Here is a 19,058-nt window from a genome sequence, read left to right as displayed (position 1 = left end):
CCTTACCTTCGGCACGGGCCCGGCGCGCCCGCAGGCGACGTATTGCTTGTTGCATTTATCGTGGATTCATCCGGCCGAGCCATGCTGGCATCTTAGCCGGACTTCGATGTTCGTGCTTCAGAGCACTGACCATCCGTGACACGCGCAGTTCCGCCGCCCATGTTGCAGTTCGTTAGATGAGTTCTTCGAACCGGTTGCGCGGGTTCGATGGTATGCGTCACACCAAACAAAACGGGCGGCCGTTCGGCCGCCCGTCGGGCACCACACTGGAAGCGTTCCGTCAGAAACCGGCCGCCAGGCCGTCGCGACGGCTGTCGCTCGCGGCCACGTAGCCGCGCTCGGGATCGTCCGGATCGAGGCGCCACACGAACTGCCCCGAACCGAAGTCCATGTACGGGTCGTCGATCGACTTGATCGTATGTCCGCGTGCCGCGAGCGCATCGATCGTCGCGCGATTCATCGTTGCCTCGACATCGAGCGTGAAGTCGCGGTTGACCTTCCAGCGCGGCGCATCGCAGGCGGCCTGCGGCTGCTGCCCATAGCCGAGCATCCGCACGGCGGTCTGCAGGTGGCCCTGCGGCTGCATGTCGCCGCCCATCACGCCGAAGCTCATCACGGCCTCGGTGCGACCGTTGGCTTCCTCGGTGACGAACGCCGGGATGATCGTATGGAACGGCCGCTTGCCGCCCGCGACGACGTTCGGCGATGCCGGGTCCATCGAGAAGCCGTGCCCGCGGTTCTGCAACGCAATGCCCGCGCCAGGCACCACGAGCCCCGAACCGAAGCCCATGTAGTTCGACTGGATGAAGCTCACCATCATCCCGCGCTCGTCCGCCGCCGACAGGTAGATCGTGCCGCCCGAATGCGGGCGGCCGGCGGCGAAGTGCGTCGCGCGCGTGCGATCGATCAGCTTCGCGCGCGCCGCGAGATACGCATCGTCGAGCATCTGCTCGGGCGTCACGTCCATCGCTCGCGGATCGGCGACGTAGCGGTAGACGTCCGCGAACGCGAGCTTCATCGCCTCGATCTGCAGGTGCTGCGAGTCGACCGAATCGACCGGCCATTCGGTCAGGCCCGCATGCTCGGCGATCCCGAGCGCGATCAGCGCGGCGATGCCCTGCCCGTTCGGCGGGATCTCGTGAATCGTGTGGCGGCCGAACCGCTTGCCGATCGGCTCGACCCACTCCGGCCGGTACGCGCGCAGGTCGGCTTCGGTCAGCGCGCCGCCGCCTTCGCGCGCGAACGCCGCGATCCGTTCGGCGAGCGCGCCTTCATAGAACGCACGCGCGCCTTCCTTCGCGAGCGTGCGCAGGGTCTGCGCATGGCCGGGCAGGCACATGCGTTCGCCGACGAGCGGCGCACGCCCGCGCGGCATGAAGGTGTCGGCGAAGCCCGGCAGGCGCTGCAGTTCGGGCACCGCGGCCGCCCACTTGTGCGCGACGATCGGCGACACCGAATAGCCGCGCTCGGCAATCTCGATCGCCGGCTCGAGCAGGTCCGCGAACGGCAGCGAACCGAACTTCGCATGCAGCGCTTCCCAGCCCGCGATCACGCCCGGCACCGTGACGGTGTCCCAGCCGCGGGTCGGCTTGTTCGCGATGCCGCGCGCATCCTCGCCGTGGCGCTTGCGGAAATAGTCGGGGTTCCACGCGGCGGGAGCGACACCCGACGCATTCAGCCCGGACAGCCGCTCGCCGTCCCACACGAGCGCGAACGCGTCGCCGCCGAGCCCGCACGACACGGGCTCGACCACCGTGATCGCGGCCGCGGCGGCCAGCGCCGCGTCGACGGCATTACCGCCCTTCCACAGCATCCGCAGCCCGGCCTGCGCGGCGAGCGGGTGCGACGTCGACACGACGTTGCGCGCGAACACCGGAATGCGGGTCGTCGGATACGGGTTGTGCCAGTTGAAGCCAGTCATCGGTTCCACCTCGTCGAAAGCTGAATGAACGCGCCGGACGCACGATCGGCGTGCGCGGACAGTCCGCCATTGCAGCGCGATCCGCGCGATCGCGCAAATTCATTTGTCACATGAATCCATGCGCTTTCTGCATGAATTCCCGGCAGTCATACGCCGCAGGCCGGTCGAAGGCCCTTCCCGCCCTTACAATACCTGCTCCGCCTCACGATCCGACCGCCGAGCCATGACCCGAGACCCTCGCCTCACCCTCAACGCGCGCCAGCAGGAACTGCTCGAATGGGTGCAGCGCGACGGCTTCGTGACCGTCGACGATCTCGCCGCGCACTTCGCGGTCACGCCGCAGACGATCCGCCGCGACGTGAACTGGCTCGCCGACCTCAACCTGCTGCGCCGCTACCATGGCGGCGCGAGCCTGCCGACCAGCTCGGAGAACGTGTCGTACACCGCGCGCCAGCGGATGTTCCATGACGAGAAGCGGCGCATCGCGGCGCTGGCGGCATCGCACATCCCCGACCAGGCCTCGCTGTTCATCAACCTCGGCACGACGACCGAGGAAGTTGCGCGCGCACTGAACCGCCATCACGGACTGCACGTGATCACGAACAACCTGAACGTCGCGTCGATGATGAGCGGCTACCCCGACTGCGAGGTGCTGATCACGGGCGGCATCGTGCGGCCGTGGGACAAGGGGATCGTCGGCGAACTCGCGATCGACTTCATCCGCCAGTTCAAGGTCGACTACGCGATCATCGGCACGTCGGCGATCGAGGCCGACGGCACGCTGCGCGACTTCGACACGCGCGAGGTGCGCGTCGCCGAGGCGATCATGCAGCACGCGCGCACGGTCTACCTCGTGGCCGATCATTCGAAAGTCGGACGCCCGGCGCTGGTGCGCCAGGGGCACCTGAGCCAGGTGCACGCGCTTTTCACCGACAAGCCGCTGCCGCCGGAGATGGCCGACACGGTGGCCGCCGCGGGCACCCAGGTGTATATCGCGGAATGACGCTTGCGATGCTGCACCGCACCTGAAACTTCAAGTGAAATCAAGAAGTTGGCGTGTCGGCCGAACCGCTTGCTGCATGCCCACCTGTCAAACCGAAAATTAACGGGGCACGATTTGTCGTTGCCCGCGCGCTCGACTAGACTCCAGTTCCCCGGCCCGTTCGCGCGACCCGCCTGTGCCATGGCGTGCGCGAATTCCAAGGCCGGCGAATACAGCTTTCCCCCCAAGCCATACCCCCCGGGGTATCGCGCACCGGCGTTTGCGCCGGTCGCGCGGGCAAACCGATTGCCATGGAGAGAACGATGCTGAGTCCGCATGAATTTGCCACGCTACTGCTTGTGAAGGACGCCCCTGACCACGGCGACATGGAACGCGATGAACTCGACGCGCTGCTCGAACAGCAGCTCGTGCGGCTGGAAGGGCTGGGATCGGGACGCAAATACTGCGTGACCGAAACTGGCGACGCCGCGTTGCGATCCATCAAATACCGTTATTCGTGAAATTCCACTGTTCCTGACCTGAACGCGCCGGCCGGATTCCCGGCCGCGCCGCCGCCCCCGCTTTCTCGCCTCTCGCACCGGCTCGCGCCGGTCCGCGTCAGCCCCCGCGCAGCGTCGGGTCGACCGCGGCCCGCCAGCTGACGGCCTGCGCGCGTGCGCCGTTGAAATACGCGACCCAGCCGGCGCGCCCCGCCGCATCGGGCGCCGCATAGTGCGTCGAAAGTTCGTTTACGAACGCGCAATAGTTCGCTTGCGTCAGCCCGCGATACCGCTTCGCCACGTACGCGTCGTACAGCGTCGAATAGACCGGCTGCGCGTCCGCACCCCAATCGCGCGCGGTGCCGCCGCACGCCGTCTGCAGGTCGACGAACGATGGCGCCCGCCAGTTGCCGGCAAGCGGCGGCGTGCCGGCGCTGCACCCTGCCAGGACGACGGCGCACACGCCGGCCCACATCCCAATACGCATGATTCACCTCGCGAAACGGTCGATTCCGCCAGTATCGTCCGGGATCGCGCCGCGCGCTACTGGCCCCGCTTTTTCGAACTTTACTTTTTCGATTTCGTTCGTTAAATTTCGAATTCGAACATTTCATGTTCGCCCATTTCCATCAGACGATAAGGACAGCAGGGTGACCCAACCGAATCGCTACGATCTGCTCGTCGTCGGCGGCGGCATCAATGGCGCGGGGATCGCGCGCGATGCGGCCGGCCGCGGCCTGTCGGTCCTGCTCTGCGAGCAGGACGACCTCGCGTCGCACACGTCGTCGTCCAGCACCAAGCTGATTCACGGCGGCCTGCGCTATCTCGAGTACAACGAGTTCGGACTCGTGCGCAAGGCGCTGCAGGAGCGCGAGACGCTGCTGCGCGCGGCGCCGCACATCATGTGGCCGCTGCGCTTCGTGATGCCGCACATGCCGAACCTGCGGCCGGCGTGGCTGATCCGCATCGGCCTGTTCCTCTACGATCACCTCGCGAAACGCGAGCTGCTGCCCGGCTCGCGCGGCATCGACATGCGCCGCCATGCGGCCGGCAGGCCGCTGATCGACTCGATCAAGCGCGGCTTCGTGTATTCGGACGGCTGGGTCGACGACGCGCGCCTCGTCGTGCTGAACGCACTCGATGCGAAGGAGCGCGGCGCCGAGATCCTCACGCGCACGAAGCTGGTGTCGGCGGAGCGCCGCGGCGACGAATGGGAAGCACGCCTGCAGCACGCGGACGGCTCGATCCGGGTCGTGCATGCACGCGCGGTCGCGAACGCGGCCGGCCCGTGGGTCGGCGACGTGCTGCACGGCGCGCTCGGCCGCGGCGCGCAGCATAGCGTGCGGCTCGTGAAGGGCAGCCACATCATCACGCGGCGACTGTTCGAGCACGATCATGCGTACATCTTCCAGAACCCGGACAAGCGGATCATCTTCGCGATTCCGTACGAACACGACTTCACGCTGATCGGCACGACCGACGTCGAATACACGAACGATCCCGCGAAGGTCGCGATCGATCGCGACGAGACGCAGTATCTGTGCGATTCGATCAACCGCTACTTCAAGCGCAAGATCTCGCCGGCCGACGTGCACTGGACCTATTCGGGCGTGCGTCCGCTGCTCGAGGACGAAAACGCGGCGAACGCGTCGGCCGTCACGCGCGACTACCGCCTCGAGATGGACGACGGCGCCGGCGCGCCGCTGCTGTCGGTGTTCGGCGGCAAGATCACGACGTTCCGCAAGCTGGCGGAAGAAGCCGGCGACCTGCTGTGCCGCGCGCTCGGCCGCGACGCGACCACCTGGACGGCCGGCGCGCCACTGCCGGGCGGCGACATCGCGAACGCGAAGTTCGACGTGTTCGCCGGCGCATTCGCGAAACGGCATCCGTGGCTGCCCGCCGCGCTCGCACGCCGCTATGCGCGTGCGTACGGTACGCGCGCGGAACGGGTGGTCGACGGCGCGCAGTCGCTCGCGGATCTCGGCACCGAGATCGCCCCGGGCATCCATGACGCCGAGCTGCGCTACCTGCGCGACGTCGAATGGGCGACCTGCGCGCAGGACGTGCTGTGGCGCCGCTCGAAGCTCGGCCTGCACGTCGAGCCGGGCTCGCTCGACGCGGTGACGGCCGCGGTCGACGCGTGGTTCGCCGCCGCGCACGCGCCGCACGCGTGATCCCTTTGCAGTTGCAGTTGTCTTACCGACGTTGATTCACCGACGCGCCGCGTAACATGCGGCGCGCATCACAACTACGCCAATCCACGGATGGAGATGAGAGACATGCAGGACCAGTACATCCTCGCGCTTGACCAGGGCACGACGAGCTCCCGCGCAATGCTGTTCGATCGCCAGGGCAACATCGTGTCGATCGCCCAGAAGGAATTCGAACAGATCTACCCGCAACCCGGCTGGGTCGAGCACGACCCGCAGGAAATCTGGTCGACGCAAGCGGGCGTCGCCGCCGAAGCCGTCACGCGCACCGGCCTGAACGGCACGTCGATCGCCGCGATCGGCATCACCAACCAGCGCGAGACGACGATCGTCTGGGATCGCGAGACGGGCCAGCCCGTCTACAACGCGATCGTGTGGCAGGACCGCCGCACCGCCGACTTCTGCGATTCGCTCAAGCAGCAGGGCCTCGAGGCGAAGGTGCGCGCGAAGACCGGCCTGCCGATCGACTCGTACTTCTCCGCAACCAAGATCCGCTGGATCCTCGACAACGTGCCGGGCGCGCGCGACCGGGCGCGCCAGGGCAAGCTTGCGTTCGGCACCGTCGACAGCTGGCTCGTGTGGAACTTCACGAAGCACGAGCTGCACGTAACCGACGTGACCAACGCGTCGCGCACGATGCTGTTCAACATCCACACGCGCGAGTGGGACAGCGAGCTGCTCGAACTGCTCGACATCCCGCGCAGCATGCTGCCGGACGTGAAGGCGTCGTCGGAAATCTACGGCTACACGAAGACCACCGTGTTCGCATCGAAGATCCCGCTCGCGGGCATCGCCGGCGACCAGCAGGCGGCGCTGTTCGGCCAGATGTGCACGACGTCGGGCATGGTGAAGAACACCTACGGCACCGGCTGCTTCCTGATGATGAACACCGGCGACAAGCCGATCGAGTCGAAGAACAACCTCGTCACGACGATCGCCTGGCAGATCGGCGACGACGTGCAGTACGCGCTCGAAGGCAGCATCTTCATCGCGGGCGCGGTCGTGCAGTGGCTGCGCGACGGCGTCGGCATCATCAAGACGGCCGCCGAGATCGAAGCGCTCGCCGCGAGCGTGCCGCATACCGACGGCGTCTACCTCGTGCCGGCGTTCGCAGGCCTCGGCGCACCGCACTGGAACGCCCGGGCGCGCGGCTCGGTGTTCGGCGTCACGCGCGGCACGACGTCGGCGCACCTCGCACGCGCGGCGCTCGATGCGATCGCGTACCAGTCGCTCGACGTGCTGGCCGCGATGGAAGCCGATTCGGGCATCAGCATCGGCGAGCTGCGCGTCGACGGCGGCGCAAGCGCGAACGACCTGCTGATGCAGTTCCAGGCCGACCTGCTCGGCGTCGACGCGGTGCGTCCGCAGATCACCGAGACGACCGCGCTTGGCGCGGCCTACCTCGCGGGCCTCGCGATCGGCTACTGGAACAACCTCGACGAAGTGCGCAGCCAGTGGCAGCTCGATCGCCGCTTCTCGCCGTCGATGCCGAAGGAGCAGGTCGAGCGCTGCATGGCCGGCTGGCAGCGCGCGGTGCGCGCCGCCAAGGCGTGGGCCGACGACACGCAGTAACCGTAAGACATCCTGACGAAATACAACAATACCGGCGGGCCGCGCAGCGCGCGAGTCCGCCGTCATCTACGAGAGACAACATGTCACCTTATATTGCGGAATTCATCGGCACGGCGATCCTCGTGCTGCTCGGCAACGGCGCGGTCGCAAACGTGCTGCTGGCAAAGACCAAGGGCAAAGGCGCGGACCTGATCGTGATCGTGATGGGCTGGGCGATGGCCGTGTTCGTCGCCGTCTACGTGACCGCGTCGTTCAGCGGCGCGCACCTGAACCCGATCGTCACGATCAGCCTCGCGCTCGCCGGCAAGTTCGCGTGGTCGAAGGTCGGCGGCTACATCCTCGCGCAAATGCTCGGCGGGATGGCCGGCGCGCTGCTCGTGTGGCTCGCCTATCGCCAGCACTTCGCGAAGGAAGTCGACGCGGACCTGAAGCTCGCGGTGTTCTGCACGGCACCCGCAATCCGCAGCGTCACGCACAACGTGCTGACCGAAGCGATCTGCACGTTCGTGCTGATCCTCGGCGTGCTGTACCTCGCGTCGCCGCAAGTCGGCCTCGGCGCGCTCGACGCGCTGCCCGTCGGCCTGCTCGTGCTCGGCATCGGCATCTCGCTCGGCGGCCCGACCGGCTATGCGATGAGCCCGGCGCGCGACCTGTCGCCGCGCCTGATGCATGCGCTGCTGCCGATCCCCGGCAAGCGCGACAGCGACTGGCGCTATGCGTGGGTGCCGGTGATCGGCCCGCTGCTCGGCGGCGCCGCGGCGGCCGGCCTGTATCTGCGCCTGCACGCGATGGCCTGATCACGGTTTCATTCGAGCTTGAGCGCGCGGCAGCGGCTGCCGCGCGCTTCTACCCGCTTCCTTCCTCCTCCCGCTTCACCCGGCCGCCACTGCGCCGGCACCGCGCACCGCCGCTAGCGATCGCCCGCGGCCGACACCAGCGACTTCAGCTTCACACCCGCATCCGCGACCGCGGCCGGCGTCACGTCGATCCTGCGCTCGACCAGCATGCGCGCGACGTGCATCTCCTTCACGAATCCCGACGCCCGACCGAAACCGCTTGCCGCGACGAGCCGCTCGCTTGCGTCGAAGTGGAAATGGATTTCCGCATCGTCGCCGAGCACACGCGCGACCGTCCGTTCGCCGAGCGCCGGCACACCGGTCAGGACGACGATCGACGACGGGCTCGCCGCGCTCGAACTGGCCGAGGCCGCGATGACGTCGTGGCAGACGGGGCGCGTGGTCGAGGTGTGACGCACGCGACGGCGGCCGGCGCGAGCGGGCCGCCGCCGGGCAACGGTGCCGGGCCCCGGCCCGACAGGCGGGACCGGCCCGGCGCCGCAAGCGGCGCGCCGAACGACGCGCGGCCCGGCCGCGAAAGCACGTATCATGGCGGCATGATCGGCGTCGCCGACGCCCCGCCTCTTCACCATCATGCTCGATCACCTCATCTGTGACTGCGACGGCGTACTCGTCGACAGCGAAGTCATCGCCGACCGCGTGCTGTTCGAAACGCTGTCCACCACCTTCCCGCACCTGGATTTCACAGCCGCCGCGAAGTCGGCGTTCGGCCAGCAGACGTCACGCTTTCTCGCCGGGCTCGAAGCGCAATTCGGGATCCGGATGCCCGACAACTTCATCGAAACCATTGAGCACAACATCGAGACCGGTCTCGCGCAGTCGCTCGCGCCGATCACCGGCGTGCGCGACGCATTGCTGAAGGTCGGCCTGCCGGCCGCGGTGGTATCGAACAGCCGGCTCGTGCGCGTGCGCAGCTCGCTCAAGCGCGCGTCGCTCACCGAAATCTTCGGCGATCGCGTGTTCAGCTCCGAGCAGGTCGCGCGGCCGAAGCCCTATCCCGACGTGTACCTGCATGCGGCGCATACGCTGGGCGTCGCGCCGGAGCGCTGCATCGTCGTCGAGGACAGCGTGTCGGGCCTGAACGCCGCGCGCGCGGCGGGCATGAAGACGATCGCGTTCGTCGGCGCGAGCCACATCCCCGACAACTACGCGGACGCGCTGCGCGCGATGGGCATCACGCGAATCATGCGCAAGATGGATGAACTGCCGGCGCTCGTCGCGGCCGGCATGCGCGGCGAATTCGGCGACGTGCAGTCCTGACGGACGGTCACGCCGGATCGCAATGATCCGGCGCGCGGCCATCTGCACACGCCGTGCCGCGGGCGCATTGACGCGCCCGCCCCTTCACGATCAGGCCGGCTCGCAGCAGCGCTCGCGCGCGGCGGCCAGCGCCTCGCGGAATTCGACGAGTTCCGCGATCGTCAGCATCGGCAGCCCATGCTGTTGCGCGAAACGCTCGACGTCGTCACCGCGCGTCATCGTGCCGTCCGGATTCATCAGCTCGCACAGCACGCCGGCCGGCTTCAGGCCCGCGAGAATCGACAGGTCGACCGTGCCTTCGGTATGACCGCGGCGCGCCAGCACGCCGCCCGGTTGCGCACGCAGCGGAAACACGTGGCCGGGGCGCACGATGTCGTACGGCTTTGCGTCGTCGGCGATCGCCGCGCGGATCGTCGTCACGCGGTCGGCCGCGGACACGCCGGTATGCACGCCTTCGCGCGCCTCGATCGATACGGTGAAGGCGGTGCCGTTGCGGCTTTCGTTGGTCTGCACCATCGGCGCCAGCTCGAGCGCGCGCACCTTGTCGTCGGTCAGGCACAGGCACACGATGCCGCTGCACTCGCGGATCAGCAGCGCCATTGTCTCGGGCGTGATGCGCTCGGCGGCAACGATCAGGTCGGCCTCGTTTTCACGGTCGTGATCGTCCTGCAACACGACCGCGCGGCCCGCGCGCAACGCGTCGAGCGCGGCGGCGATGCGTGGCGGCACCGGTTCGGAATCGAGCAACGGGAGATCGGCAAAGGCGTCGGCGGGTGCCGACGAAACGGACATCAAGGACATGTGAAACGCTCCTCGCAATTAGGATTTGGGCGAAAAACGTTCCAGGGCATTGCAAACAGACAGAACGACAACCCGCTTCGCACACATGGCAAAGCGGCCCTGACGGACATGACTATCTGCACATCTTCTCTCATCCGGACTGTGACCGTCGGCTCTGGCATTCGACCAGATCTGCTGACCCCGCGCGGATGCGCGGGCGCTCGCGGGCTCGCCGGCTTTCGCCAGCCTACCGCCGGTGGGGAATTTCGCCCCGCCCTGAAGACGCACTGATCGCCGGCTGGGGTCTGCCCATGACCGGCGGGCCAAGCATACATCAGCTGCGCGCACCGCGCAGCGAACCACACCTGAAATCTTACTGACGACTCCGTCTACCGGCATCGTCCGAACGGCCGACACCGGGCCTGCGCGCCCGTCCTGAACGGACCCGGCGCCGGCCAGGCCGGCCGCGCCCGGTCAGCCGGCCGCGTGCACGGCGTCGGGCACGAGCCAGCGCGGCGGCACCTCGGGGCTCACCGTCACGCGGAACGCGCGCGCCTCGCTATCGCCCGGGTTGCGCAGGCTGTACGGCTGGTCGGCGTCGAACACGATCGCGTCGCCGGTCGCGAGCAGCTGGCGGCGGTCGTGCACGCTGACTTCGAGCGTGCCCTCGCTGACGACGAGGTTGACCGACGTGCCGGGCGCGCGGCGCGTACCGGGCTCGGTATGCAGCGGCGCGATCCGCAGCTCGTGGAACTCGGCCGCGGCCGGTTCGCCTTGCGGATACAGCGCACGCGCCGAGAAACGCCCGTTCGAGCTGACGAGCCGCGACGCGCGCTCGGCCGCCAGGTGCTCGAAGCCGTTCACCGCGTGGCGACGCAGGAACGCGGCGACCGAGACCTTCAGCGCCGCGGCGATCTTGCAGAGCACCTTGATCGACGGCACGCTGCGCGCCGATTCGATCTGCGCGAGCATCGCCCGCGAGACGCCGGACAGCCGCGCGAGCGCATCGAGCGACAGTTGCCGCTCGGCGCGCAAGCGCGCGAGGTTCACGCCGACGACCTGTTCGAGGACATCGAGCGACGCGGACGTCCGCGCGTCGGCGGCATCGCCGGACTCGAAGGAAGACACATCGCGCACCAGCGCCAGGGGTGAAGACATAGCATGGCCTCCGGGCCGCCGTGCGGCCCTGCGAATGGGGTAAGCCGGAATCGGGTTGCGCCACGAACGGCGCATATCGACACGCTATCACCCGGCCTTGACCCGGCAAACGAAGTTATCTTCACACCGTTATCAGCATCGCGGAGGAATGCGTTTCGCGCGAACCTGTTCCCGTCGCGATAGCGGCGGTGTACCGTCGCAAGGCATCGATCGACGCACCGCTGCCGACCGCTTCGCGCGCGAGGAAGCGGCGCTCGACGACCTGCTGAATGCATGCCGCTGACGGTCGCCGCATCGCCATATCGGGGTCGGAGTTCACCGAAAGACGTCGCGCGGCTGCAACCCGCCGGCCGCCGGCGGCCGCGCGTAAAGCTATAATGGAAGGCTTTCCCGACGGCTTTTCACGATCGTTCACCAGCGTTCACGCTACGCTCGATGCGCGCTGCGCGCGCCCGGTCCGCCCCGCGGCACCGGCACGAGCGGCTGCACGCGCAGCAGCCGTCCCGATTCACCCTTGACGACGCCCCCAGGTCAACCACTGCGAACGGCGAATCCCCATGACAAAGAAAGTTTACGTAAAGACCTTCGGCTGCCAGATGAACGAGTACGACTCGGACAAGATGGTGGACGTGCTCAATGCGGCCGAAGGCCTCGAAAAGACCGATACCCCGGAAGACGCGGACATCATCCTGTTCAACACGTGCTCGGTGCGCGAGAAGGCGCAGGAAAAGGTGTTCTCCGACCTCGGCCGCGTGCGCGAGCTGAAGGAAGCGAAGCCGGGCCTGCTGATCGGCGTCGGCGGCTGCGTCGCGAGCCAGGAAGGCGCGTCGATCGTGTCGCGCGCCCCGTACGTCGACCTCGTGTTCGGCCCGCAGACGCTGCACCGCCTGCCGCAGATGATCGACGCGCGCCGCACGAGCGGCCGTGCGCAGGTCGACATCACGTTCCCCGAGATCGAGAAGTTCGACCACCTGCCGCCTGCGCGCGTCGAGGGGCCGAGCGCGTTCGTGTCGATCATGGAGGGCTGCTCGAAGTACTGCAGCTACTGCGTCGTGCCGTACACGCGCGGCGATGAAGTGTCGCGCCCGCTCGACGACGTGCTGACCGAAGTGGCCGGTCTCGCCGACCAGGGCGTGCGCGAAGTCACGCTGCTCGGCCAGAACGTGAACGCGTATCGCGGCGCGCTGACGGCCGGTTCCACCGAGATCGCCGATTTCGCGACACTGATCGAATACGTCGCCGACATCCCCGGCATCGAGCGGATCCGCTACACGACGTCGCACCCGAAGGAATTCACGCAGCGCCTGATCGACACCTACGCGAAGGTGCCGAAGCTCGTGAGCCACCTGCACCTGCCGGTCCAGCACGGCTCCGACCGCATCCTGATGGCGATGAAGCGCGGCTACACGGTGCTCGAATACAAATCGGTGATCCGCAAGCTGCGCGCGATCCGCCCCGACCTGTCGCTTTCCACCGACATGATCGTCGGCTTCCCCGGCGAGACCGAGGACGATTTCGACAAGATGATGGCGCTCGTGCACGAGATGAGCTACGACACCAGCTTCTCGTTCATCTACAGCCCGCGCCCCGGCACGCCGGCCGCGAACCTGCACGACGACACGCCGCGCGAGGTCAAGCTCAAACGCCTGCAACATCTGCAGGCGACCATCGAGGAAAACGTCGCGCGCATCAGCCAGTCGATGGTTGGGAAGGTCGAGCGGATCCTCGTCGAGGGCCCGTCGCGCAAGGACCCGAACGAACTGTCGGGCCGCACCGAGAACAACCGGGTCGTGAATTTCCCGGCGCCGCTCGCGTCGCACCCGCGCCTGATCGGCCAGATGATCGACGTGAAGATCAACCACGCGTACCCGCACTCGCTGCGCGGCGAGCTCCTGCTCGTGAGCGACGACGCGAGCGCGGCCACCCACTGACCGACTGACGCTCAACAGGAGCCCGACGCTACTTTGAAGACCGTCCAAGCACTGGAATTCACCGCGCCGCGCGAAGACAACGCGCGCCTCGCCAACCTCTGCGGCCCGCTCGACGAGAACCTGCGGCAGATCGAACAGGCACTCGACGTCACGCTCGCGCGGCGCGGCCACCGGATCACGATCCGCGGGCGCGGCGCGAAGCTCGCGCTTACCGCGCTCGAAAACTTCTACAACCGTGCGCGCGATCCGCTGTCGGTCGACGATATCCAGCTCGCGCTGGTCGAAGTGCGTCACACCGGCGGCAACGGCCGCCAGAACACACTCGACGTGCGCTTCCGCGGCGACCCCGACCATCCGTTCGACGAACCCGTCGTGCAGCTCGACGACGAAAGCCCCGACGAGGAACCGGCGCCGAAGCTCTACACGCGGCGCGCCGACCTGCGCGGCCGCACGCCCGCGCAGCGCGAATACCTGAAGCAGATCCTGTCGCACGACGTGACGTTCGGCATCGGGCCAGCCGGCACCGGCAAGACCTACCTCGCGGTCGCGTGCGCGGTCGACGCGCTCGAGCGCGACCAGGTCAAGCGGATCGTGCTGACGCGCCCGGCCGTCGAAGCCGGCGAGCGGCTCGGCTTCCTGCCGGGCGATCTCGCGCAGAAGGTCGACCCGTACCTGCGCCCGCTGTACGACGCGCTGTACGACCTGCTCGGCTTCGACAAGACCGCCAAGATGTTCGAGCGCCAGATGATCGAGATCGCGCCGCTCGCGTACATGCGCGGCCGCACGCTGAACCACGCGTTCATCATCCTCGACGAGGCGCAGAACACGACGCCCGAGCAGATGAAGATGTTCCTCACGCGGATCGGCTTCGGCTCGAAGGCCGTCGTCACCGGCGACACGAGCCAGGTCGACCTGCCGCGCGGGCACAAGAGCGGCCTCGTCGAGGCGCAGCAGGTGCTCGGCGGTGTGCGCGGCATCGCGCTCACGCGCTTCACGAGCGCGGACGTCGTGCGTCATCCGCTCGTCGCGCGCATCGTCGAGGCATACGACGACTTCCACGCGCAGCACCAGGACGCGTGACGAGCCGGCGGCGCCCGCGCGCCGCACCGGCCACCAGCCCGGCCCGCCCCGCCCGACGGCGCGCCGGGCTTTTTTGCGCCCGCGCGCGGCCGGTGCGAATTCGGGAACGATCGGCCGTTTGGTGTATCCTCAACCCGTTCCAATCGCCGCACCCGTCATGAAATCCTCCCGTTCTCGCAAGTCCGGGCGCGCCCAGTCCGCCGCGCCCGATTCCCCCCGTCTTTCGCTGTTCGATGCGAAGGGCAAGGCCCGGACCGTCAACGCGCAAGGGCTGCGAATCGACTTTCCGGACGGCCGCAGCCTGATGTTCGACCTGTCGGGCAGCTCGGGCGACGCAGCCGTCGCCATCGTCGCGCAGCACAACGACCCGGCGATGCGCGCGAAGCTCGCGCTGCAGCCCGAGCATTACGACAGCGTGACGCTGCACGTGGGCGCCGAACTCGCGCCGCGCGAGGACGAAATCGACGAAATGGCGGACGAGCCGCGCGAACTGGAGCTCGACCTGTCCGTGCAGTACGGCGACGAGATCACCGGCGAAGTGCGCAAGACGCTGCCCAAGCGCAAGCTGATCGCCGAATGGATCGAGCCGGCGCTGTTCGCCAGCGCGCAGCTGACCGTGCGCTTCGTCGGCGAGGAGGAAGGCCGCACGCTGAACGCCGGCTACCGCCACAAGGACTACCCGACCAACGTGCTGACCTTCGCGTACGACGCAGCGCCCGACGGCACCGTGATCGGCGACCTCGTGCTGTGCTGCCCGGTCGTCGAGAAGGAAGCGCACGAGCAGGGCAAGCCGCTCGCGGCCCACTACGCGCACCTGCTGGTGCACGGCGCACTGCACGCGCAGGGCTACGATCACGAGACGAGCGACGAGGACGCGGCCGAAATGGAAGCGCTCGAAGTCGCCATCCTCGCGAAGCTGGGCTTCCCGAACCCGTACCAGTAAGCCGTCCGCACGATGCGCCACGCCGCGATGCTGCCGCCCGCCTACCCGCCGTCGATCGGCGAGGGACGGCTGCTGACGGAAGACGAGCTCGCGGCGTCGCTCGCGCACACGATGCGCGACTGGGACGGCCGGCAGGATCTCTGGCTGTTCGGCTATGGCTCGCTGATCTGGAACCCCGGGCTGCCAACGGTCGCCGCGGTGCGCGGCAAGGTGCACGGCTACCATCGCGGGCTCTACCTGTGGTCGCGCGTGAACCGCGGCACGCCCGAACGTCCGGGCCTCGTGCTCGCGCTCGATCGCGGCGGCTCGTGCTCGGGCATCGCATTCCGGCTCGCGGGCCCGACCGCGCAGCCGCATCTCGAGACCTTGTGGAAGCGCGAGATGCCGATGGGCTCGTACCGGCCCGCGTGGCTGCCGTGCACGCTCGAGACCGGCGAACGCGTGAACGCGCTCGCGTTCGTGATGCGCCGCGACGTGCCGACCTACACGGGCAAGCTGACCGATCCCGTCGTGAAGGAAGTGTTCGGCTGCGCGGCCGGCCGCTACGGCACGACGCTCGACTACGTGAGCCGCACCGTCGACGCGCTGCGCGCGAGCGGCATCCCCGATCGCGCGCTGGAAGGGCTGCTCGCCCGATGCCGGTGACGCTCGACCGGCAGGCTTGCGCCACGCCGGCCGCCGGCACACGGGCGCTGGCCCGCGCCCCCGAACGAGGACACGACCCGATGAAACCGTCACGCAGATCGCACGGCACGCTTGCCGCGCTGCTGATCGCCGCGAGCGTCGCGCTGTCCGGCTGCGGGCTGTTCGGCTGCGGCGGCGCCGCGACCAACGGCGCGGCCGCCGGCGGCTGTTCGGCCGGCATGCGCTTCTGAGTTTCCGCCCGGCCCCGCCCTCACGCGACAAAATGCCACCGGCGCCGACTGGCCGTCCGGTTGGCGTCCCACCCCGGCTTTTTTGCCAGCGCTGCGCCGCCGCCCCTTTCTGAGATAGGATGGATACGAAGGACGGCGCTGCGCCCGGCGCGGCCGTTCCCGAGCGGGGCTCGCGCGCACCGCCTGCCCCCGGCCGGACGGCCGGGGTGACACGGCCGCGCCATGCCCTTGGTGTATCCTTGCCTACTCCGTGACCGCGCGCCCCGGCATGACCCGGGCGCACCACCATGAACGATTCGTATCCCAGTCGAAAGCCAACCGACAAACCGCAAGAAAAGCGCTCGCTGCTCGAGCGCCTGACCGACTTCATCTCGCCCGAGCCGGAATCCCGGACCGAGCTGCTGGAAATCCTCCAGGACGCCCACGAACGCAACCTGATCGACGCCGATTCGCTGTCGATGATCGAAGGCGTGTTCCAGGTGTCCGACCTGTGCGCCCGCGACATCATGGTGCCGCGCGCACAGATGGACGCGATCAACATCGCCGACAAGCCTGAAGACTTCATTCCGTTCGTCCTCGAGAAAGCGCACTCGCGCTACCCCGTGTACGAGGAGAACCGCGACAACGTGATCGGCGTGCTGCTCGCGAAAGACCTGCTGCGCTTCTATGCCGAAGAGGAATTCGACGTGCGCGGGATGCTGCGCCCCGCCGTGTTCATTCCCGAATCGAAGCGCCTGAACGTGCTGCTGCACGACTTCCGCGTGAACCGCAACCACCTCGCGATCGTCGTCGACGAATACGGCGGCGTCGCGGGCCTGATCACGATCGAGGACGTGCTCGAACAGATCGTCGGCGACATCGAGGACGAATACGACTTCGACGAGGAAGCCGGCAACATCATCTCGGGGCCCGACGGCCGCTACCGCGTGCGCGCGCTCACCGAGATCGAACAGTTCAACGAGGCGTTCGGCACCGACTTCCCCGACGACGAGGTCGACACGATCGGCGGGCTGATCACCCATCATTTCGGCCGCGTGCCGCACCGCGGCGAGAAGCTGCAGCTCGGCAACCTCGTGTTCGAGATCCAGCGCGGCGACGCGCGCCAGGTCCACGTGCTGCTGGTCCGCCGCAACCCGCTCGCGAGCCGCCGCGCCGAAACCTCGCACGAGGACTGACCGTCTCGCGCCGGCCGCGCCTCCTTCAACCGCTCGCCCTCTTCCGCTTCACATGGACGATCCGATCCCGTCCCGCCCGGCTGGCGGTCTTCTCGTGCCGGCGCCCGGCCGCGCGCTGCCGCGCTGGCACTACCCGGCCGCGCTGCTCGCCGGCGCCGCCAATACGCTCAGCTTCGCGCCGACGCCGCACGGCGGCTGGCTGCAGCTCGCCGTATTCGTCTGGTTTTTCGCGCAGCTGACGCGCACGTCGAGCTGGCGCGGCGCCGCGCTCACCGGCGGCGCGTTCGGCTTCGGCAATTTCATCAGCGGCATCTGGTGGCTCTACATCAGCATGCACGTGTACGGCGAGATGGCCGCGCCGCTCGCGGGCGGCGCACTGGTGCTGTTCTCGCTGTACCTGTCGCTGTACCCGGCGTTCTCGGCCGGGCTGTGGTCGTTCTGCGCGGGCCATGCGTGGCATCGCCGCGAGCCCGATCCGCGGCCGTTCTCGCCGACCTGGCACGGCGCATTCGCCTTTGCGAGCGCGTGGGCGCTCGGCGAATGGCTGCGCGGCACCGTGTTTACCGGCTTTCCGTGGCTCGCGAGCGGCTATCCGCAGGTCGACGGCCCGTTCGCGGGCTTCGCGCCGGTCGTCGGCGTGTACGGGATCGCGTGGGTGCTCGCGTTGTTCGCCGCGCTGGTCGTGCAGGCGCTCGTCGCCGCGCGGCGGCCGCCCGCCGATGCACGCGGCGCCGGCGGCAACGCGCGCGTGCGCATCGCCGCGCCGGCCGGCATCGCCGTCGCGCTCGTCGCGGCCGGTATCGGACTGTCGCAGGCCACCTGGACCGTGCCCGCGAACGCGCCGCTCACGGTGCGGCTGCTGCAGGGCAACGTGAAGCAGGACATCAAGTTCGAGCAGGAAGGCATCGACGCGGCGATCAAGATGTACCAGCAGATGATCGTCGCGCAACCCGCCGACCTGATCGTCACGCCGGAGACCGCGATCGCGGTGATGATCCAGGAGCTGCCCGAGCCGTTCGCGGTCGCGATCCGCAAGTTCAGCGATACGACGGGCTCGGCCGTGCTGTTCGGCGCGGTCGGCGCGTCGGTGACGCCAGACGGCCATTACGTCGACTACACGAACAGCCTGTACGGCGTGACGCCGCACTCGCGCGACATCTATCACTACGACAAGCACCACCTCGTGCCCTTCGGCGAATTCATCCCGTGGGGCTTCCGGTGGTTCGTCGACCTGATGAAGATGCCGCTCGGCGACTTCGCGCGCGGCGCGCCGGTGCAGAAGCCGTTCCTCGTGCACAACCAGCCGGTGATGGCCGACATCTGCTACGAGGACTTGTTCGGCGAGGAAATCGCCGCGACGATCCGCGACAACCCGCAGCCGCCCGGAGTGCTCGTCAACGTGACGAACCTCGCGTGGTTCGGCGACACGATCGCGCTCGACCAGCACCTGCAGATCGCGCGGATGCGCGCGCTCGAAACGGGCCGGCCGATGCTGCGCTCGACCAACACCGGGATGACGGCCGCGATCGACGCGCACGGCCGCGTGCTCGGCCAGCTGAAGCCGTTCACGATCGGCTCGCTCGACGTGCGGATCGAAGGCACGAGCGGCTTCACGCCGTACGTGACGAGCGGCAACAACATCGTGCTCGCGGTGTCGCTGGTGCTGCTCGCGTTCGGCTTCACGTTCGGGCCGGGCCTGCGCCGCCGCAACGGCGCGAAGGCCGACGACCGGACCGTTTGACGTGTCACGCGGCCGTCGCGCGCTGCGTGGCGGCCGCTGTTGCGGCATGCGGCCCTGCGGATGCCGAAACTCA

The 19,058-nt window shown here is 68.3% G+C and carries 18 protein-coding genes, 2 pseudogenes and 1 riboswitch; of the genes and pseudogenes, 14 read left to right on the top strand and 6 right to left on the bottom strand.

Features of this window, described 5'->3' with window-relative positions; all coding sequences use genetic code 11:
• Positions 1–280: 280 nt before the first annotated feature.
• Positions 281–1,921, bottom strand: a complete 1,641-nt coding sequence (locus GEM_RS03790; RefSeq protein ID WP_014896129.1) for a gamma-glutamyltransferase family protein — start codon at positions 1,919–1,921, stop codon at positions 281–283.
• A gap of 223 nt (positions 1,922–2,144) precedes the next feature.
• Between GEM_RS03790 and GEM_RS03785 the strand changes: the two genes are divergently transcribed.
• Positions 2,145–2,924: a DeoR/GlpR family DNA-binding transcription regulator gene (locus GEM_RS03785; RefSeq protein ID WP_014896128.1), complete on the top strand. Its 780-nt coding sequence runs from the start codon at positions 2,145–2,147 to the stop codon at positions 2,922–2,924.
• A 302-nt stretch (positions 2,925–3,226) separates the two neighbouring features.
• Positions 3,227–3,424: a hypothetical protein gene (locus GEM_RS03780; RefSeq protein ID WP_014896127.1), complete on the top strand. Its 198-nt coding sequence runs from the start codon at positions 3,227–3,229 to the stop codon at positions 3,422–3,424.
• 97 nt (positions 3,425–3,521) lie between these two features.
• Here GEM_RS03780 and GEM_RS03775 read toward each other — a convergent pair whose 3' ends face one another.
• Entirely contained in the window at positions 3,522–3,890 is a 369-nt protein-coding gene (locus GEM_RS03775; protein ID WP_014896126.1) for a hypothetical protein, read from the bottom strand.
• Positions 3,891–4,053: 163 nt separating this feature from the next.
• Here GEM_RS03775 and glpD point away from each other — a divergent pair, with 163 nt between their 5' ends.
• The 3 genes from glpD to GEM_RS03760 all read left to right on the top strand — a co-directional run bounded on the left by glpD (position 4,054) and on the right by GEM_RS03760 (position 7,982).
• A complete protein-coding gene (gene glpD / locus GEM_RS03770) occupies positions 4,054–5,577 on the top strand; it encodes a glycerol-3-phosphate dehydrogenase (RefSeq protein ID WP_014896125.1) in 1,524 nt (507 codons plus the stop codon).
• 105 nt (positions 5,578–5,682) lie between these two features.
• Entirely contained in the window at positions 5,683–7,185 is a 1,503-nt protein-coding gene (glpK, locus tag GEM_RS03765; RefSeq protein WP_014896124.1) for a glycerol kinase GlpK, read from the top strand.
• A gap of 80 nt (positions 7,186–7,265) precedes the next feature.
• The gene (locus tag GEM_RS03760; protein ID WP_014896123.1) at positions 7,266–7,982 is read left to right on the top strand and encodes an MIP/aquaporin family protein; all 717 of its coding nucleotides are present in this window, start codon (positions 7,266–7,268) and stop codon (positions 7,980–7,982) included.
• A 113-nt stretch (positions 7,983–8,095) separates the two neighbouring features.
• Here GEM_RS03760 and GEM_RS03755 read toward each other — a convergent pair.
• Positions 8,096–8,347: pseudogene (locus tag GEM_RS03755) on the bottom strand (oxidoreductase C-terminal domain-containing protein); the annotation flags it as partial.
• Here GEM_RS03755 and GEM_RS32110 point away from each other — a divergent pair.
• Both GEM_RS32110 and GEM_RS03750 read left to right on the top strand, forming a co-directional pair.
• Positions 8,334–8,435: pseudogene (locus GEM_RS32110) on the top strand (inositol 2-dehydrogenase); the annotation flags it as partial. The pseudogenes GEM_RS03755 and GEM_RS32110 overlap by 14 nt on opposite strands.
• A 180-nt stretch (positions 8,436–8,615) precedes the next feature.
• Positions 8,616–9,302 (top strand): HAD family hydrolase, encoded by a 687-nt coding sequence (locus tag GEM_RS03750; protein WP_014896121.1) that lies wholly within the window; start codon positions 8,616–8,618, stop codon positions 9,300–9,302.
• Between the two features lie 90 nt (positions 9,303–9,392).
• Here the strand turns inward: GEM_RS03750 and ribB are convergent, their stop codons facing one another.
• The 3 genes from ribB to GEM_RS31075 all read right to left on the bottom strand — a co-directional run bounded on the left by ribB (position 9,393) and on the right by GEM_RS31075 (position 11,655).
• Positions 9,393–10,103 (bottom strand): 3,4-dihydroxy-2-butanone-4-phosphate synthase, encoded by a 711-nt coding sequence (ribB, locus tag GEM_RS03745; RefSeq protein ID WP_014896120.1) that lies wholly within the window; start codon positions 10,101–10,103, stop codon positions 9,393–9,395.
• 118 nt (positions 10,104–10,221) lie between these two features.
• A riboswitch (FMN riboswitch) is annotated at positions 10,222–10,370 on the bottom strand.
• Between the two features lie 186 nt (positions 10,371–10,556).
• Positions 10,557–11,240 carry a helix-turn-helix domain-containing protein gene (locus tag GEM_RS03740; protein ID WP_014896119.1) on the bottom strand — a complete coding sequence of 228 codons (684 nt, stop codon included), beginning with the start codon at positions 11,238–11,240 and terminating at the stop codon, positions 10,557–10,559.
• Positions 11,241–11,361: 121 nt separating this feature from the next.
• Positions 11,362–11,655 carry a hypothetical protein gene (locus tag GEM_RS31075; protein ID WP_148283804.1) on the bottom strand — a complete coding sequence of 98 codons (294 nt, stop codon included), beginning with the start codon at positions 11,653–11,655 and terminating at the stop codon, positions 11,362–11,364.
• A 142-nt stretch (positions 11,656–11,797) separates the two neighbouring features.
• Between GEM_RS31075 and miaB the strand changes: the two genes are divergently transcribed.
• The 7 genes from miaB to lnt all read left to right on the top strand — a co-directional run bounded on the left by miaB (position 11,798) and on the right by lnt (position 18,985).
• Complete coding sequence (miaB, locus tag GEM_RS03730) at positions 11,798–13,171, top strand: tRNA (N6-isopentenyl adenosine(37)-C2)-methylthiotransferase MiaB (RefSeq protein WP_014896118.1); 1,374 nt, start codon at positions 11,798–11,800, stop codon at positions 13,169–13,171.
• A gap of 33 nt (positions 13,172–13,204) precedes the next feature.
• The gene (locus GEM_RS03725) at positions 13,205–14,251 is read left to right on the top strand and encodes a PhoH family protein (RefSeq protein WP_014896117.1); all 1,047 of its coding nucleotides are present in this window, start codon (positions 13,205–13,207) and stop codon (positions 14,249–14,251) included.
• Between the two features lie 157 nt (positions 14,252–14,408).
• Positions 14,409–15,194, top strand: a complete 786-nt coding sequence (gene ybeY / locus GEM_RS03720) for an rRNA maturation RNase YbeY (RefSeq protein ID WP_014896116.1) — start codon at positions 14,409–14,411, stop codon at positions 15,192–15,194.
• 12 nt (positions 15,195–15,206) lie between these two features.
• A complete protein-coding gene (locus GEM_RS03715) occupies positions 15,207–15,839 on the top strand; it encodes a gamma-glutamylcyclotransferase (RefSeq protein WP_014896115.1) in 633 nt (210 codons plus the stop codon).
• Between the two features lie 80 nt (positions 15,840–15,919).
• Positions 15,920–16,069 (top strand): hypothetical protein, encoded by a 150-nt coding sequence (locus GEM_RS31750; RefSeq protein ID WP_014896114.1) that lies wholly within the window; start codon positions 15,920–15,922, stop codon positions 16,067–16,069.
• A 287-nt stretch (positions 16,070–16,356) separates the two neighbouring features.
• Entirely contained in the window at positions 16,357–17,244 is an 888-nt protein-coding gene (locus GEM_RS03705; protein ID WP_014896113.1) for an HlyC/CorC family transporter, read from the top strand.
• A gap of 52 nt (positions 17,245–17,296) precedes the next feature.
• The gene (gene lnt, locus GEM_RS03700; RefSeq protein ID WP_014896112.1) at positions 17,297–18,985 is read left to right on the top strand and encodes an apolipoprotein N-acyltransferase; all 1,689 of its coding nucleotides are present in this window, start codon (positions 17,297–17,299) and stop codon (positions 18,983–18,985) included.
• Positions 18,986–19,058: the final 73 nt, after the last annotated feature.

The sequence above is a fragment of the Burkholderia cepacia GG4 genome, from assembly GCF_000292915.1.
Lineage (GTDB): Bacteria > Pseudomonadota > Gammaproteobacteria > Burkholderiales > Burkholderiaceae > Burkholderia > Burkholderia cepacia_D.
Note: the sequence above shows the minus strand (reverse complement) of the source record. Positions and strands in the feature narration are given on the sequence as shown.